Here is a 15,102-nt window from a genome sequence, read left to right on the forward strand (position 1 = left end):
CACTCTTTATTATTTTGATAAACTGCTTAATACACCGTTTATAAATTTATAATGATCGTCATCACTGTATATTTTGGCAATTTCAACTGCCTCATTAAAAATTACCTTCTGCGGTGTATCTGTATAATTTAATTCATATGATGCCATTCTTAAAATGATACGATCTGTCTTAAGCAGACGTTCTAATGTCCAATTTTTCAAATGAGGTTTGAATATTTCATCAAGTTCTTCTTTTTTGTCAGTGACTTCATTAACAAAATTCTTAACATATAAATATTGTTCACCTTTGAAATCATCAACTAAGTAGTTAATTGCTTCTTCTACCGTTAATTCTGTTTTATTATTTTCTAATTGATATAGTGTTTTAAAGACGAGTTCTCTTAATTCTGTTCTTTTCATATTCTTCTCCTTCAAAGAATAAGAGGATGCACGCATCCTCTTAATTAATCATTTTTTATTATTGGAAATGTATATTAACGATATGAACATTAACTTCTTTAGGAGTTAATGCAGTCATCGTATTTAATGCTTGTTTAATTTCTGATTGAACTTTTCGTGCAGTTTCAGAAATTTTTGTACCATAATCAAATGTACAATAAACATTAATATAGATGCCTTCATCTTTTATATCGACTTTTATACCTTTACCAAAATTCTTTTTCCCGAATTTTTCTAGGGAATTCTTATTAAAAACGGATTGCATATGAGATACACCTTTAATATCAGTAGTAGCAATACTCGCTATTACCTCAATTACTTCTGGTGCAATCTCAATTTTACCTAAAGAAGGCTTTTCATTCTCAATTGTTTTAGCCACTTGAATCCCTCCCTATTTATCTTCATTATTTATAATATCATGAATCTCTAGGAAATTGGTATTAAAATCACCTGATTCAAACACATCGTTTTCTAACAATCTTAAATGGAATGGGATAGTCGTATCAATGCCTGCAACTAAAAATTCTGTTAACGCTCTTTTACCTATTTGTATAGCTTCAGTTCGGTCTTTACCATGCACGATTAGTTTAGCTACCATTGAATCGTAATATGGCGGGATTGTATATCCTGTGTAACAAGCTGAATCTATTCGAACACCAAATCCTCCTGGTGTTAAATATTGATTAATTTTACCTGGAGAAGGCATAAATTTCTTAAATGGACTTTCAGCGTTAATTCTAAACTCGATTGCATGCCCATTTAAATTAACTTCATCTTGTGTTAATGGTAAAGTTTCACCACTGGCAACTTTAAGTTGTAACTTAACTAAATCCATACCCGTAACCATCTCTGTTACTGGGTGTTCAACTTGAATACGTGTATTCATTTCCATAAAATAGAATGCTTCAGCATCTAAATCGTAAATAAACTCAATCGTCCCTGCGTTTTCATAATTAACAGCTTTTGCTGCTCTAATTGCCGCTTCACCCATTTCTTTTCTCATAACTTCTGAAAGAACTGGAGAAGGAGATTCTTCTACTAACTTTTGCATACGTCTTTGAATCGTACAATCACGTTCTCCCAGATGGATAACATTACCTTCCGAATCGCCCATTACTTGTATTTCTATATGTCTAAAGTTTTCGATGAATTTTTCTAAGTAAAGCCCTTTATTACCAAATGCTGTTTCAGCTTCTTGTTGAGTCATTCTAAATCCAGTTACAAGTTCTTCTTCATTTCGCGCTATTCTTATACCTTTACCACCACCACCGGCAGTTGCTTTAATTATTACAGGGTATCCAATTTGTTTAGCACATCTTTTTGCAATTTTAACTGTATCTACTAGTCCATCACTACCTGGTACAACAGGCACATCAGCTTTAATCATTTCTTCTTTAGCTACATCTTTTATACCCATTTTTTGTATCGATTGGTAACTAGGTCCAATAAATTTAATTTGGCACGCTTCACACATTTCAGCGAAGTCACTATTTTCAGCTAAGAAACCATATCCTGGATGGATGCCATCACATCCTGTTGATTTTGCTATTGAAATAATATTAGGAACATGTAAGTATGAATCTTTAGATTGTGTTGGTCCTACACAATAAGCTTCATCTGCAATTTGAGTATGTAATGCATCTTTATCAGCTTCTGAATAAATTGCGACTGTTTGTATGTCTAGCTCTCTACAAGCTCTAATGATTCTTACAGCTATTTCCCCTCTATTAGCAATTAATACTTTTTTCATATTATTTCACCTTGAATAACGGTTGGCCATACTCTACCATTTGTCCGTCTTCAACTAATATTTCAGTGATTTCTCCTGAAACCTCTGCTTGTATTTCATTAAATAGTTTCATAGCTTCTAAAATACAAACAGTTGAATCAGCATCAACATGTGAGCCGACTTGTACATACGGACCTTCGTCTGGAGATGGGGATTTGTAAAATGTTCCTACCATTGGAGCATTAATAGTTAAACCACTTGGTGCCTCTGCTTCAACATTTTGTTGAGGAGAAGGTTGAGAAATTTGTTGTGGTTGTTCAGCAACTACGTTCGAAGTACCTTGGCTATAAATAATTTCTTGCTTAATTTCTTTTTTTAAAGTTAATTTAAAATCTTTATCATTAATGTCAATTTCAGTTAAAGAAGAATTGTCTAGTACATCAACTAATTCTTTAATTTGTTTTAAGTTCATTTGAAAATCTCCTTTTAAATTCTAATTCTTTACACTTCATACATTTTACTTTAGTGGTCATACCAATTCAAGAGATTTTAATATTTAATCAAAAATGACCAATAGAATTTATATCTATTGATCATTTTATCATTTATTCTTTCTGATTAACCTCTTGATACGTAACTACCATCAGTAGTGTTTATAACAAGTAAATCTCCTTCATTAACAAATAAAGGAACATTTAAGCTGTAACCAGTTTCTACTGTCGCTTGTTTAGTTGCACCTGTAGCAGTATCACCTTTGATACCTGGTTCAGTTTCAGTTACTTGTAATGTTACTGTGTTTGGTAATTCAATACCAATTGTTTCGCCTTCATATGATTGAATATGAACTTCCATATTTTCTTTAATGAATTTAAGTTCGTATTCTAATCTTTCCTCTGGTAATTCTAATTGATCATAAGTTTCGTTATCCATAAATACATGGCTATCACCATTTGCATATAAATATTGCATGCGACTGTTTTCAATTTGAGCTTTTTCTACTTTTTCGCCAGCTCTGAAAGTTTTTTCTTGGATTGCACCAGTTCTTAAATTTCTTAATTTAGAACGAACAAAAGCTGCACCTTTACCTGGTTTTACGTGTTGGAAATCTAATACTTTCCAAATCCCATTTTCAACTTTAATTGTTAAACCTGTTTTAAAATCATTAACTGAAATCATTCATTTTCCTCCTATTTATACCTTCTTATAAAATAATAAGGTCTTTTGAAGTTTTAGTAAAGCGTTGTAAGCCATTTTTTGTAACTAATACATCATCTTCTATTCTAACTCCACCTAATCCATCTATATATATACCTGGTTCTAATGTTATACACATGTTTTCTTCAAGTACAATATCTGATTTTTGGGATAGTCCAGGTCCTTCATGCACCTCTAAGCCAATACCATGCCCTAGAGAGTGACCAAACGCATCTCCATAACCATATCCTTTAATAATATCTCTCGCAATTGAATCTGCCTCTTTACCTGTCATACCTGGTTTAATTTGCTCTAAAGCAGCTAATTGAGCTTCTAATACAATATTATATATTTTTTTCATTTCTTCTTTTGGTTCACCTATCGCAAATGTTCTCGTCACATCACTTACATATCCTTCATATAGTGCACCATAATCTAATGTAATCATGTCACCATGTTCAATTACTTTATTACTTGCTACACCATGAGGTAGTGCACCACGATGACCTGAAGCAACTATAGTATCAAATGATGAACAAGTAGCCCCTTTACTTCTCATAAACATTTCCATTTCATTGTTTACTTCATTTTCAGTCATCCCTGGTTTAATCCATTTAAGGATATGTTCATATGTTTCATCCACTATATCAGCAGCTTTTTGAATTTGTTTAATTTCAAATTCATCTTTAATCATTCTAATCGTTTCAATTACACCTTCAATAGAAGAAAGCTCAACATTATCTGTATTCAATGATTGATAATTATTATAAGTTATTAAATCAGCTTCAACACCAACTTTTTTATACTTACCTTGTTCAATTAATTCATTTATTTTTGCTAACATTGGACCTTCTTGGTTTATAACTTCAAAATCTTTAGCTTGATCATTTGCTTGTTGAATATATCTAAAATCTGTAATTAATTGGGAATCATCTTGTGTAATTAACAGACTACCACTAGTACCAGTAAATCCAGAAAGATATCTACAGTTATATGGTGAAAGTATGACTACTGCATCTAATTCTTTTTGATTCATAACTTGTCTCAATTTATTAATTTTCATATTTATCCCCTTTCTATTTGTACAATAAATCTATATACATTAAAATAATAGCATACATACAATAAATTTTTCACAGTAAAACATTGGGAGTTAATAAACATGAGAAAAACAATAATAGCAATCATGGCAAGTTCAGTTGTATTATCAGCGTGTGGTAATGATAAAGTTCAACAACTAGAAGAAAAGAAATCAACATTAAAAAGCGATAATAGAAAACATAAACAAGAAGTTCTAGATTTAGAAGATAAAAACAAAACATATAAACAAAAAGAATCGAGTATAGAAAGCTCAATAAAACAAACTAAAAAACAATCTACCAAACAATTTACAACTCAATATTTAAAATCATCAACTCGTTTTGTGAATGAAACTAAGACAAATATCTCAAGTTACAACAAAATCAAAAAAGATGTAAAAACTAAATTTAATGATGAAGATACAAAAAGTGAACTAGATAACATATATAATGATCAAAAGACTATTACAAATAAATATAAAGACGAAATGAAAGGGAAATCTATCCCGGAAGATTATAAAGATTTGCATAAAAGTATGCTGAAATTATCCAATGGAATCGAAAAAGTATTTAAAGATTTAAACGAAGCTTATAATAAAAAAGATAAAAAAGCAGTAGAAAAATCAATCAATCAGTTAAATAATTTAGACGAAGAAATAGGACAAATTAAGTGAGTACAAAGTTGATTTGTGCTATATTTAATAGACTAACAAATTAAGGTGAGATTCTATGAAAAATGTTTTATTTTATTTAATTATTGCAGTAGCACTATTCGGGTTAATTATGAACCTTGATTTCTTTATAATGGGATTTATTAGAATGATTATTTCACTCATAATATTTGGGTTAATCATTTATTTGATTTACTATTTCTTCTTCTTAACACCAGATCAAAGAAAATATAAGAAAGCAATGCGCAAACAAAAGCGTAGAAATAAATAAAAAAGAGACCTCTATGGTCTCTTTTTTTTTACAATTCGACTAATGCGCAATGTAAGAATATAAATCTAAATATGTTCTTTATTTTCTATACGTCCATTCTTCTGATTTATATTTTTCTTCTATTTGTTTAATCTCTGCTAGTTGTTCAGCCGTAAAGTTCAAAGGCTTATATTCTATATCTAGCCCTTTTTTAAATCCATCATGAAATGCTTGTTCCATTTCTTCAATAGTAATATGTCTGTCAGCTAAATCATTTATGGCCACTGCTTTATCCACGAATGCTGCTTTCATTTTATCTTTCAATCTATCATTTCTATATATGAACATATCAAATAACTCGTCTACATCTATATCTTGTAAAATAGATCCATGTTGTAAAATAACACCCTTTTGTCTCGTTTGAGCACTCCCTGCTATTTTTCTACCCTCTACTACAAGTTCATACCAACTTGGTGCATCAAAACAAACTGAACTCCGAGGTGTCTTTAATTTATCTCTTGCTTCTTTTGTCTTAGGAATAGAAAAATAAGCATCAAAGCCTAATGATTTAAATCCTTCTAATAATCCTTCTGATATTACTCTATATGCTTCTGTAACTGTTTTAGGCATATTTGGATGCGATTCTGGAACGATAACACTATATGTCAGTTCTTTGTCGTGTAAGACGCCTCTACCACCTGTTGCACGTCTAACAAGTCCATAACCTTTTTCTTTAACTTTCTCAATATCTATTTCTTTAGTTAGTTTTTGAAAATACCCTATAGATAATGTTGCAGGGTTCCATGTATAAAACCTGATTACTGGATCTATTTCACCTCTGCTTACGAAGTTCATGAGTGCTTCATCTACTGCCATATTATAGTATGGATCATTTGATTTTGTGTTTATAAAGTGCCAAGTTTCTTTCACAATTAAAAACTCCTATTCAATTAATTCTATATACTTGTCTATTTTAGCAAAAAAATTTTGATAAATCTCACAAGAAATCTTATAATAGTAGTATCGACTTGAATTGGGAGGAATTAGACCATGAATTATTGGTACATCGCGCTCATAGTCCTAGTCTTGATTATCATTTATATGGCAATTAACTATTCATTGAATAAGCGCGCAGTTAAAGAATTAGATCAAAATGAGTTTCACAAGGGTTTAAGGAAGGCACAAGTTATCGACTTACGTGAAAAGGCTGATTTTGAATATGGTCATATCATCGGGGCAAGAAACATACCAATGAGTGTCTTTCGTACAAGATACCAAGGGTTACGTAAAGACCAACCTATTTATTTTTGTGATGCAAATGGTGTAGCAAGTTCCAGAGCTGCAAGAATGATGAAGAAAAAAGGTTATACAGACTTGTACATGCTTAAAGGCGGATATAAAAAATGGACTGGGAAAGTTAAGTCTAAATAATAAAAAAGGATGAATTCTAATTGAATTCATCCTTTTTTATTAATTTTTTTCTTCTTTTAGCAACTCGAATTTTAAAACAGGTTTTCTAGCTGCTTGTGTTTCATCTAAACGTCCTATAACAGTAGTATGTGGTGCATCTAAGACTGTTTCTGGATTCTCTTCCGCTTCTTTTGCAATTTGTATTAAAGTGTCACAAAAAGCATCTAAAGTTTCTTTTGATTCAGTTTCTGTTGGTTCTATCATCATACATTCTTCCACATTTATTGGGAAGTAGATTGTAGGTGGATGGAAATTGAAATCTAATAGTCGTTTTGCAATATCCAATGTTCTTACACCAAGTTTTTTCTGTCTAGAACCACTTATAACAAATTCATGTTTACAATGTTGCGTATATGGCGTATCGAAATGATCTTGTAATCTTCTCAACATGTAATTCGCATTTAGAACTGCTGTTTCAGAAACAGCTTTTAATCCATCTGGCCCCATCGTTCTAATGTAAGTGTAGGCTCTTAAGTAAATGCCGAAATTACCGAAGAATGGCTTAACTCGACCAATAGAATTTGGCATATCATGTTCGAATTTGTAAGAATCATTTTCTTTTACAACTGTTGGTTTAGGTAAATATGGTATTAAATCTGATTTAACGCCAACAGGTCCAGATCCAGGTCCACCGCCACCATGTGGTCCAGTAAATGTTTTGTGTAAGTTTAAATGTACTGCATCAAACCCCATGTCTCCTGGTCTTACTTTACTCATTATAGCATTTAGATTTGCACCATCATAATAAAGTTTACCACCAGCTTGATGGACGATTTCTCTAATTTCTACAATATCTTCTTCAAATAAACCTAATGTATTTGGATTTGTTAACATAATTGCAGCAGTGTCATCACCTACTACTCGTTTTAAATCTTCTATATCTACTAGCCCTTTTTCATTTGATTTAACTGTAACAGTATCAAATCCTGCTACTTTAGCTGATGCTGGATTCGTACCATGTGCAGAATCTGGAACGATTACTTTAGTTCTATTAAAATCATTATTTGCTTCGTGGAAGGCTTTAATCATTAATAGTGCAGTCCATTCACCATGGGCTCCGGCAGCAGGTTGTAATGTTACTTCATCCATTCCAGTAATTTCTTTTAAATGTTCTTGTAAGTCGTATATTATTTCTAGTGACCCTTGTACTGTTGATACATCTTGTAATGGATGTGCATTAGCAAATCCAGACATTCTTGCTACTTTTTCATTTATTTTAGGGTTGTATTTCATAGTACATGAACCTAAAGGATAGAAACCTGTATCTACACCATGATTTTTATTCGACAATTCTGTATAGTGTCGCATTAAGTCTAATTCACTAACCTCTGGCAACTCAGCTTTTTGTTTTCTAGTAAATTTATCTCCTAGTATTTCTTGAACATTTTGTGTTTCAACTTCTTTTTCTGGTAATGAATATGCAAATCTATCTTTTCTAGATCTTTCAAAAATTAATTCACTTGATGGTTTACGCACTATATTCACCTACTTTTTGGATAAATGTATCAATATCATCTTTTGTTCTTAGTTCAGTTACGGCAATTAGCATGTGATTTTTAAAGTCGTCATTCATAAATCCTAAATCAAAACCACCTATTATACCTTCTTCTAATAAATCTTTATTGATGTCACTAATAGATTTATTAAATTTAACAACAAATTCATTAAATGAAATACTTTCTAATACTTCAAAGCCTGCTTCTTGCATTTTACGTTTCATATACGTCGTATTTTCCATATTTAGTTTTGCCATTTCATATACACCATTTTTACCTAATGCACTCATGCATACAGATGCAGCCAAAGCATTCAATGCTTGGTTAGAACAAATATTTGAAGTAGCTTTATCTCTTCTTATATGTTGTTCACGAGCTTGTAGTGTTAGCACAAAGCCTCTATTACCATCTTCATCTTGTGTTTGACCAACTAGACGACCTGGTAGTTTTCGCATTAATTTCTTAGTAGATGCAAAATAACCACAATGTGGGCCACCGTATTGGGCTGGAATACCGAATACTTGAGCATCCCCAACAACGATATCTGCTCCAAATTCTCCAGGAGGTGTAATTAAACCTAGAGCTAATGGATTACTAGAAACGATAAACAACGCCTTCTTATCTTCAATCAATTGTTTAATTGCTTCTAAATCTTCTAATGAACCAAAGAAGTTCGGATATTGAACACAAACAGCTGCAGTATCATCATCGATAACTTCTTTTAATTTATCCAAATCAGTTACTGTGCCGTCTAAGTCAACTTTGACAACTTCAATATCTTGGGCTTTAGTATATGTTTTAAGCACTTCTATAGACTGGTAATGTACTGATTTAGATACAATTACTTTTTTCTTTTTTGTGTGTCCTGCAGCAAGTACTGCAGCTTCAGCAAAAGCAGTACCTCCATCATACATTGACGAATTTGCTACATCCATTCCTGTTAATTCACATATTAATGTTTGGAATTCAAATATAGCTTGTAATTCACCTTGAGAAATTTCAGGTTGATATGGTGTATATGCAGTATAAAACTCAGAACGAGAGATGACATGATCTACTACAGTCGGTATATAGTGATCATAAACACCTGCTCCTAAAAATGACGCATGTGTTTCACTCGTAATATTCTTATTAGCAATTTGTGATAATTCTCTTAATAAAGTAGTTTCTGGTTTTTTCTCTTTAATATTCAGTGTTTTATTAAATCTTACAGATTCAGGTATATCAGTAAACAATTCATCTACAGATTTAATACCTATGAAATCTAACATTTCTGATTTATCTTTTTCAGTTAAAGGTATATAGCGGTGACCCATTTTATTCACTCCTATGATTTAAATGATGATTTTTTTACAATTTTAGCTTTTACTTGTCTTTTTCTTACTTGAATTAAAATGTCTTTATCTAATTCAAACGCTTCTTTCTTGATTAATCCCATTGCTATTGCTTTTCCAGTTGATGGCGATTGAGTGCCTGATGTGACATATCCAATTTCATTACTATCAGGATCTAAAATTTTATAATCCGTTCTAGGTATGCCTTTATCAATCATTTCAATACCAATTGATTTTCTTTCTGCACCATTTTCTTTCTGGTCTTTAAGAACAGACTTACCAATAAAATCTGCCTCAATTAAAGGTTTGACTGCAAATCCAATACCTGCTTCATAAGGTGTGATTTGTTCAGATAAGTCTTGACCATGTAGCGGTAGAGCAGCTTCTAATCTTAGCGTATCGCGAGCGCCTAAACCACAAGGCACGACACCTTCACTTATGAAACCATCCCAAATTTCTTTAGTGTCTTCAGATTGACAATATACTTCAAAGCCATCTTCACCTGTATAACCTGATTGTGACAAAATAACTTCTTTACCAAATAAACTAACTTTTTGTTGAAACTCAAACATTTTCATTTCACTTACATTTACATCTACTAATTTTTGAATTAAATCGCGAGCTTCTGGTCCTTGAATAGCTAATTGACCATATTCTGAAGATTTATTTTCAATGTTTACATTAAATCCTTCAATTTTTTGTAACCATTCAAAATCTATATCAGTATTACCAGCATTAACAACTAAGAAATAAACTGATTCATCCAATTTATATATAACTAAATCATCAACAACCCCACCTTTTTCGTTACAAAGTGTTGTATATTGTGCTTTCGTTTCATTTAAAATTGAAGAATCGTTTGTTAAAGCATATTGAACAAATTGATCTGCTTCTTCACCAGTAACAATAATTTCACCCATATGGCTAACATCAAAGATGCCAACTTTTGTTCTTACAGCATTATGTTCCTCTTTAATACTTGAAAATTGAACTGGTAATGCCCAGCCAGAAAAATCAATAACTTTAGCACCTTGATCGATATATGTTTGATATAAAGGTGTTTTCTTTAATTCTGTAGTCATCATACCTCTCCCCTTCTAAATATGTATAATAAAAAAACAGGGTAGCTTTCGCTACCCTGTTGAAGTACTCTTCAGGAATGCGTCACAAAGTTATCCTTTTGCCTGAGAGATTCACTCAAAAATGGTTTGCTCCTTCGGCGATGAATATAACATTCACTCTCTCTAACTTTGATCATTCGCAATTATATATGCTTATAAAGATTCAATAATCTCACTTGCAACTACTTCTTTAGGTCTGCTTGCATCAATATGTTTGTATGCGATTTCATTATAACTTAATTCTCGTTTTGAATACAAGGTTTTTAATTCATTTAAAGATTTACCTCTTGCATTCGGTCTATTATTATCATGATTAATTCTATTAAATAGTATTTCAATATCACATTTTAACCAGAATGTATTCAAATTATCTTTCAAAATATCTTTCGAAAGTTCAGATTCTATAATACCACCACCAGTTGAAATAATAACATCTTTACCAATCCATTTTTGCAAAGCTTTATATTCTAAATCTCTAAAATATGCTTCACCAAAATTTTCAAAAATTTGTGGAATTGGTAATTGTGTAATTTCAACGATATAAGTATCTATATCTACTAAAGGCCTGTCATAATGTTCACTTAACAATTTACCTATCGTTGTTTTGCCAACACCCATAAAACCAACTAACACTATCGACATTAAATCTACTCCTTAGTTGTTACATTTCAACTTAAACTTTATTCTATCTCATTATTCAGAAAATAAAAAGTCTAATATTATTTATTATTTAAAATTATTTTTATTTCTCGTTGATAGTACTGCTCTAAATTATGATAAATATTTAATTTATAACTATATTGAACTAAATAAAATGATAGAAAAGCTGAATAAATAAATAATATCCCTAGTACAAAAGGCAGAATAAATCCTTCATTTTTAAATATAAATTTCTTCATGAACTTTTTTGTCACCCTTCCTAATCAGTAAATCTAATTTGAGGGTATTTTGATGTAATTGCTGTATATTCAAACTTTCAACATTATTTAGTAATGTAATATTACCTTTACCGTTTATACTTTTAAAAATTTTTGAATTTAATAAAGTGTATTCTGTTGAGTTTCTATTGCGAATACACTTTATCCTCGTGTTTGAATAATCGATGATAACCTTACAATCTTTAATTTCTTCAGATAAATCTTTTCTAAACATGATTAATTCGTAATTAGTATGGTCGATAGCATTATCTTTTAAAGTATAAATACTTTTAATTAATATAGGTATAAGCGCGAGTATAATTAATAAAAATGATAAAGACAGCAACATCTCGATCATAGTAAACCCTTTATTATTTTTTAACACAAACTTTTTCATTTTTCATTTCATCTTCCAAGCAAATTTGATTTTTTAAATTTAAATATTTATATCGCCTTACATCATATTTGAGATCATCGCTAGGAGATTGAATAGTTTGATATAACAACTGATATAGTTTTATTTTATTATGTTCTTTTTCAATATTTTTATTTAAAGAAGTCACTAATGGTAATAAAGTTCCACTCAATAACATGATAATAAATATCGAAAGCATAAAATCTATAAAAACATACCCGTTATTATTCTTCAACAATTCTATATCTCCCTTTCTCAATCCGAAATATAATTTTATATTTTTTGTTATTAAAAATGATTTTCAAAGTACCAAACTGATTGATATTTCCTTCACCATCATATACTAACGTAGTAAACTTATTATCTTTTGAAATATTTCCTTTATATAATGTAAGTGTCTGAATTTGATTTCTTTCTATTTGATAATAAATTTTCTCTGAATTAGGTTTAAACCAAACTAAAATCGGCTTTTTTGTAGCAATAGATTTTGTTTCTAAATACTCTAACTTTGTTTCTAAATCATATATTCCATTTGTTAAATCAACTTTATCGATTGCATTAATTGATAAGAACATTGTTAACATCATAATCATGCTTAAAATTGAAATTACAAATATCATTTCAATTAAAGTAAATCCTTTATTGCACATTAATTAGCAACTACTTCGCCATTTTGCAAAGTTATTCTTTCGCCTGATTTACAAGTAAGCTGTTTATCATTGATATAACCATCACTTACTAAATCATTTACAGAATTCGGTTTAGCATCATGCTTTAACGTATAAGCTTCAACTTGTCCAGCTACCATCTTTACTTGAGCTTGACAACCAGTACTTTTAACTGTTTCCGATTGCTTACTAATGTTAGGAATGATGATTATCAACAAGATACTTATGATTAAAAGTACTATCAACATTTCTACTAGTGTGAAACCTTCTTTTTTACAAAATAATTTAAAACTTTTCATCTATTACACCCTTTCATTTTATTCCTTCTACCATCTGCAACATTGGTAAAATTATAATTAAATAAAGCGTTATAATGAGTAATGCTAAAATGCCAAATACAATTGGCTGAATCCATTTCAAATGTTTTATAAAAGTTTTTTCTAGTTTGTCTAACATAAATACACTGAAATAATGCAATTCCATATCTAACTTTGATTTATTTTCTCCGTGTTTAATATAATGAATTAAATGCTCCTCGAAACATCCTAATTTTTTTATCGCATCCGGGAACGATTCACCTTTTTCCATAGATTTATTTATTGATAAGCCAATGTACTTTAAAAAGCTATCTTTTGTTTGCATCATGTATATTTCAATTATTTTATTAAGCGTTATTCCGTTTTGTATAAAAAATGAAAAGTCCCTAGATATTCTATATGAATGATACATAGATATATATTTGTTTATTAAAGGTATTTTATTGGAGAATGAAATTCTTTTAGATACGTCTTTACTACTATAATTTAAGTAAATAATGAGGAGAATAAGTACTAAACTTAAAAACAATGTAAAAATAGTTGTGGGTAAATAAGAAAAAATTGTCGTTATTACTTTTAATGAAGTTGAAATTTCAACATTCATAGATTCGTATATTTCACTAAATTGAGGAATGATTGTCTGATTTACTGCAGCTAATAACATGAAAAAAATGCAGAATAATAAAGCAGGATATTGAATTGTTTTTATAAATCTTTCTTTTACTTGCTCAATTTTTCTTAAATATAAAATGGAATGATCAACTGTTTCAATCAAGTTTCCATATTGTTCACCAAAATATATTTGAGTTAAGATTACTTGAGGATAATTTAAAAATTTTAGAACTTCGTGTAATTGTCCAGTATCTTTGACTAGTCCAATTACTTTTATCTTTAATTCTTTTTTAGACAATTGAGGAAATTGATCATTCAATAATTGAATTGCTTCTAACAAGGTAAAACCTTGTTTCAACATGTCTGAAAGTCTTATTAGATATAATACTTTTTCTTTTTTTAAGACATTGCCTTTATTCATTAAAATCACACACCATATACTTAACAATGTCATCATTGAATAAATAAGTCATAACTCTACTGCGACTGGAGTCATTTTGTTTAACTAAGCGCTGATTTGCGATACATGATATACCTTGTTTAATTTGTTCAGTAGTAATACCTAATTCGATTAACCTGTGTATTGCGCCAATATTATTTTTAGCATGCATTGTTGAAAGTACTAAATGACCGCTTAAACTTGCTTGAATAACTTGTTTAGCAGTTTCTTTATCTCTAATTTCACCTATCATAATGACATCAGGATCACACCTTAAAATGGCTTTGAATGACTGATTATAAGAGATATTTGCTTTTTCATTAACAGAAACTTGTACAATACCATCCAAAGTTTGTTCAACTGGATCTTCAATAGTGATAATATGTTTGTTTTTTACTTTTTTTAAATCATGCATTAATTCATACATCAATGTGGACTTGCCCGATCCAGTGGGACCAGTAAACAGAAATAATCCTTCAGCATTATATATTTCATTTCTAATTTCTTTAAAATCTAAATCATCCTTACTAAATCCTCTCTCACTAAAATATTGTGGTGTTATTCTAATAGCGCACGATTCAATACCTAAGCTAATTGGTATCGTTGATATTCTCAAATAATAACTTATCTCATGCTCATATAAATATTGTCCGCTTTGTGCTTTATTCCTTTCACTTACATCTAAATGAGAGATGAATTTCATATAAATTAACAATCTACTATACAACTTCGAATCCATCGATAAATCATAGTGATTATTTTCGCCATTGATTCTCATTTGGACAATAACCTTATCAGCAATTACTGGGATAAAATGTATATCACTAGCTTCTAATTTCACTGCGTCATTAATAATTGATTTGAATAATTTCTCCATAATCTCCTCCTCATATATATAAACGCTTTCAATTTCGCTGATTACTTCCATGATAGTTTTTAATTTGCTAAAAAT

The 15,102-nt window shown here is 30.2% G+C and carries 20 protein-coding genes and 1 riboswitch; of the genes, 3 read left to right on the top strand and 17 right to left on the bottom strand.

Annotated features, from left to right (window positions below):
* Positions 1-9: 9 nt before the first annotated feature.
* The 6 genes from nusB to LQ608_RS00475 all read right to left on the bottom strand — a co-directional run bounded on the left by nusB (position 10) and on the right by LQ608_RS00475 (position 4,424).
* A complete protein-coding gene (gene nusB, locus LQ608_RS00450) occupies positions 10-399 on the bottom strand; it encodes a transcription antitermination factor NusB (protein WP_078356577.1) in 390 nt (129 codons plus the stop codon).
* Positions 400-457: 58 nt separating this feature from the next.
* The gene (locus LQ608_RS00455; RefSeq protein ID WP_078356576.1) at positions 458-817 is read right to left on the bottom strand and encodes an Asp23/Gls24 family envelope stress response protein; all 360 of its coding nucleotides are present in this window, start codon (positions 815-817) and stop codon (positions 458-460) included.
* 12 nt (positions 818-829) lie between these two features.
* Positions 830-2,188 (bottom strand): acetyl-CoA carboxylase biotin carboxylase subunit, encoded by a 1,359-nt coding sequence (accC, locus tag LQ608_RS00460; RefSeq protein WP_239749164.1) that lies wholly within the window; start codon positions 2,186-2,188, stop codon positions 830-832.
* A 1-nt stretch (position 2,189) separates the two neighbouring features.
* The gene (gene accB / locus LQ608_RS00465; RefSeq protein ID WP_078356574.1) at positions 2,190-2,639 is read right to left on the bottom strand and encodes an acetyl-CoA carboxylase biotin carboxyl carrier protein; all 450 of its coding nucleotides are present in this window, start codon (positions 2,637-2,639) and stop codon (positions 2,190-2,192) included.
* A gap of 146 nt (positions 2,640-2,785) precedes the next feature.
* On the bottom strand, positions 2,786-3,343 hold the full coding sequence (efp, locus tag LQ608_RS00470; RefSeq protein ID WP_078356573.1) for an elongation factor P: 558 nt from the start codon (positions 3,341-3,343) through the stop codon (positions 2,786-2,788).
* Positions 3,344-3,368: 25 nt separating this feature from the next.
* On the bottom strand, positions 3,369-4,424 hold the full coding sequence (locus LQ608_RS00475; protein ID WP_239749165.1) for a M24 family metallopeptidase: 1,056 nt from the start codon (positions 4,422-4,424) through the stop codon (positions 3,369-3,371).
* 99 nt (positions 4,425-4,523) lie between these two features.
* Here LQ608_RS00475 and LQ608_RS00480 point away from each other — a divergent pair, with 99 nt between their 5' ends.
* Complete coding sequence (locus LQ608_RS00480) at positions 4,524-5,114, top strand: hypothetical protein (protein ID WP_239749166.1); 591 nt, start codon at positions 4,524-4,526, stop codon at positions 5,112-5,114.
* Between the two features lie 55 nt (positions 5,115-5,169).
* Positions 5,170-5,382, top strand: a complete 213-nt coding sequence (locus LQ608_RS00485; RefSeq protein ID WP_239749167.1) for an SA1362 family protein — start codon at positions 5,170-5,172, stop codon at positions 5,380-5,382.
* 78 nt (positions 5,383-5,460) lie between these two features.
* Here LQ608_RS00485 and LQ608_RS00490 read toward each other — a convergent pair whose 3' ends face one another.
* The gene (locus LQ608_RS00490; protein WP_239749168.1) at positions 5,461-6,291 is read right to left on the bottom strand and encodes a lipoate--protein ligase family protein; all 831 of its coding nucleotides are present in this window, start codon (positions 6,289-6,291) and stop codon (positions 5,461-5,463) included.
* A gap of 120 nt (positions 6,292-6,411) precedes the next feature.
* Here LQ608_RS00490 and LQ608_RS00495 point away from each other — a divergent pair, with 120 nt between their 5' ends.
* Entirely contained in the window at positions 6,412-6,792 is a 381-nt protein-coding gene (locus tag LQ608_RS00495) for a rhodanese-like domain-containing protein (protein WP_078356567.1), read from the top strand.
* Between the two features lie 39 nt (positions 6,793-6,831).
* Here the strand turns inward: LQ608_RS00495 and gcvPB are convergent, their stop codons facing one another.
* From gcvPB to comGA, 10 genes are all read right to left on the bottom strand, one after another.
* On the bottom strand, positions 6,832-8,307 hold the full coding sequence (gene gcvPB / locus LQ608_RS00500; protein WP_078356566.1) for an aminomethyl-transferring glycine dehydrogenase subunit GcvPB: 1,476 nt from the start codon (positions 8,305-8,307) through the stop codon (positions 6,832-6,834).
* A complete protein-coding gene (gene gcvPA, locus LQ608_RS00505; RefSeq protein WP_239749169.1) occupies positions 8,300-9,643 on the bottom strand; it encodes an aminomethyl-transferring glycine dehydrogenase subunit GcvPA in 1,344 nt (447 codons plus the stop codon). The genes gcvPB and gcvPA overlap by 8 nt, the downstream gene beginning before the upstream one ends.
* Before the next feature lie 11 nt (positions 9,644-9,654).
* Complete coding sequence (gcvT, locus tag LQ608_RS00510; RefSeq protein WP_239749369.1) at positions 9,655-10,743, bottom strand: glycine cleavage system aminomethyltransferase GcvT; 1,089 nt, start codon at positions 10,741-10,743, stop codon at positions 9,655-9,657.
* Positions 10,744-10,823: 80 nt separating this feature from the next.
* A riboswitch (glycine riboswitch) is annotated at positions 10,824-10,919 on the bottom strand.
* Positions 10,920-10,935: 16 nt separating this feature from the next.
* Entirely contained in the window at positions 10,936-11,424 is a 489-nt protein-coding gene (locus LQ608_RS00515; protein ID WP_239749170.1) for a shikimate kinase, read from the bottom strand.
* A 237-nt stretch (positions 11,425-11,661) separates the two neighbouring features.
* Positions 11,662-12,096 (bottom strand): competence type IV pilus minor pilin ComGF, encoded by a 435-nt coding sequence (comGF, locus tag LQ608_RS00520; protein WP_239749171.1) that lies wholly within the window; start codon positions 12,094-12,096, stop codon positions 11,662-11,664.
* Entirely contained in the window at positions 12,071-12,349 is a 279-nt protein-coding gene (comGE, locus tag LQ608_RS00525) for a competence type IV pilus minor pilin ComGE (RefSeq protein WP_239749172.1), read from the bottom strand. Before comGE ends, comGF begins: the two co-directional genes overlap by 26 nt.
* Positions 12,339-12,764: a competence type IV pilus minor pilin ComGD gene (gene comGD, locus LQ608_RS00530; RefSeq protein ID WP_078356559.1), complete on the bottom strand. Its 426-nt coding sequence runs from the start codon at positions 12,762-12,764 to the stop codon at positions 12,339-12,341. The genes comGE and comGD overlap by 11 nt, the downstream gene beginning before the upstream one ends.
* Positions 12,764-13,081 (bottom strand): competence type IV pilus major pilin ComGC, encoded by a 318-nt coding sequence (comGC, locus tag LQ608_RS00535; protein ID WP_107509991.1) that lies wholly within the window; start codon positions 13,079-13,081, stop codon positions 12,764-12,766. The genes comGD and comGC overlap by 1 nt, the downstream gene beginning before the upstream one ends.
* A gap of 13 nt (positions 13,082-13,094) precedes the next feature.
* Positions 13,095-14,132, bottom strand: a complete 1,038-nt coding sequence (gene comGB, locus LQ608_RS00540; protein ID WP_078356557.1) for a competence type IV pilus assembly protein ComGB — start codon at positions 14,130-14,132, stop codon at positions 13,095-13,097.
* Positions 14,125-15,027, bottom strand: a complete 903-nt coding sequence (comGA, locus tag LQ608_RS00545) for a competence type IV pilus ATPase ComGA (RefSeq protein ID WP_239749173.1) — start codon at positions 15,025-15,027, stop codon at positions 14,125-14,127. The genes comGB and comGA overlap by 8 nt, the downstream gene beginning before the upstream one ends.
* Positions 15,028-15,102 lie beyond the last annotated feature (75 nt).

Source organism: Mammaliicoccus sp. H-M34 (genome assembly GCF_022386495.1).
Taxonomy (GTDB): Bacteria; Bacillota; Bacilli; order Staphylococcales; family Staphylococcaceae; genus Mammaliicoccus; species Mammaliicoccus fleurettii.

What these genes read in the sequence shown, in the direction of transcription:
- comGC (WP_107509991.1), bottom strand. Translation starts at nt 13,081, where the DNA reads ATGAAAAGTTTTAAATTATTTTGTAAAAAAGAAGGTTTCACACTAGTA.
- accC (WP_239749164.1), bottom strand. Translation starts at nt 2,188, where the DNA reads ATGAAAAAAGTATTAATTGCTAATAGAGGGGAAATAGCTGTAAGAATC.
- LQ608_RS00485 (WP_239749167.1), top strand. Translation starts at nt 5,170, where the DNA reads ATGAAAAATGTTTTATTTTATTTAATTATTGCAGTAGCACTATTCGGG.
- LQ608_RS00475 (WP_239749165.1), bottom strand. Translation starts at nt 4,424, where the DNA reads ATGAAAATTAATAAATTGAGACAAGTTATGAATCAAAAAGAATTAGAT.
- LQ608_RS00515 (WP_239749170.1), bottom strand. Translation starts at nt 11,424, where the DNA reads ATGTCGATAGTGTTAGTTGGTTTTATGGGTGTTGGCAAAACAACGATA.
- accB (WP_078356574.1), bottom strand. Translation starts at nt 2,639, where the DNA reads ATGAACTTAAAACAAATTAAAGAATTAGTTGATGTACTAGACAATTCT.
- comGD (WP_078356559.1), bottom strand. Translation starts at nt 12,764, where the DNA reads ATGTGCAATAAAGGATTTACTTTAATTGAAATGATATTTGTAATTTCA.
- comGA (WP_239749173.1), bottom strand. Translation starts at nt 15,027, where the DNA reads ATGGAGAAATTATTCAAATCAATTATTAATGACGCAGTGAAATTAGAA.
- efp (WP_078356573.1), bottom strand. Translation starts at nt 3,343, where the DNA reads ATGATTTCAGTTAATGATTTTAAAACAGGTTTAACAATTAAAGTTGAA.
- LQ608_RS00495 (WP_078356567.1), top strand. Translation starts at nt 6,412, where the DNA reads ATGAATTATTGGTACATCGCGCTCATAGTCCTAGTCTTGATTATCATT.
- gcvT (WP_239749369.1), bottom strand. Translation starts at nt 10,743, where the DNA reads ATGACTACAGAATTAAAGAAAACACCTTTATATCAAACATATATCGAT.
- gcvPA (WP_239749169.1), bottom strand. Translation starts at nt 9,643, where the DNA reads ATGGGTCACCGCTATATACCTTTAACTGAAAAAGATAAATCAGAAATG.
- comGF (WP_239749171.1), bottom strand. Translation starts at nt 12,096, where the DNA reads ATGAAAAAGTTTGTGTTAAAAAATAATAAAGGGTTTACTATGATCGAG.
- nusB (WP_078356577.1), bottom strand. Translation starts at nt 399, where the DNA reads ATGAAAAGAACAGAATTAAGAGAACTCGTCTTTAAAACACTATATCAA.
- comGB (WP_078356557.1), bottom strand. Translation starts at nt 14,132, where the DNA reads ATGAATAAAGGCAATGTCTTAAAAAAAGAAAAAGTATTATATCTAATA.
- LQ608_RS00480 (WP_239749166.1), top strand. Translation starts at nt 4,524, where the DNA reads ATGAGAAAAACAATAATAGCAATCATGGCAAGTTCAGTTGTATTATCA.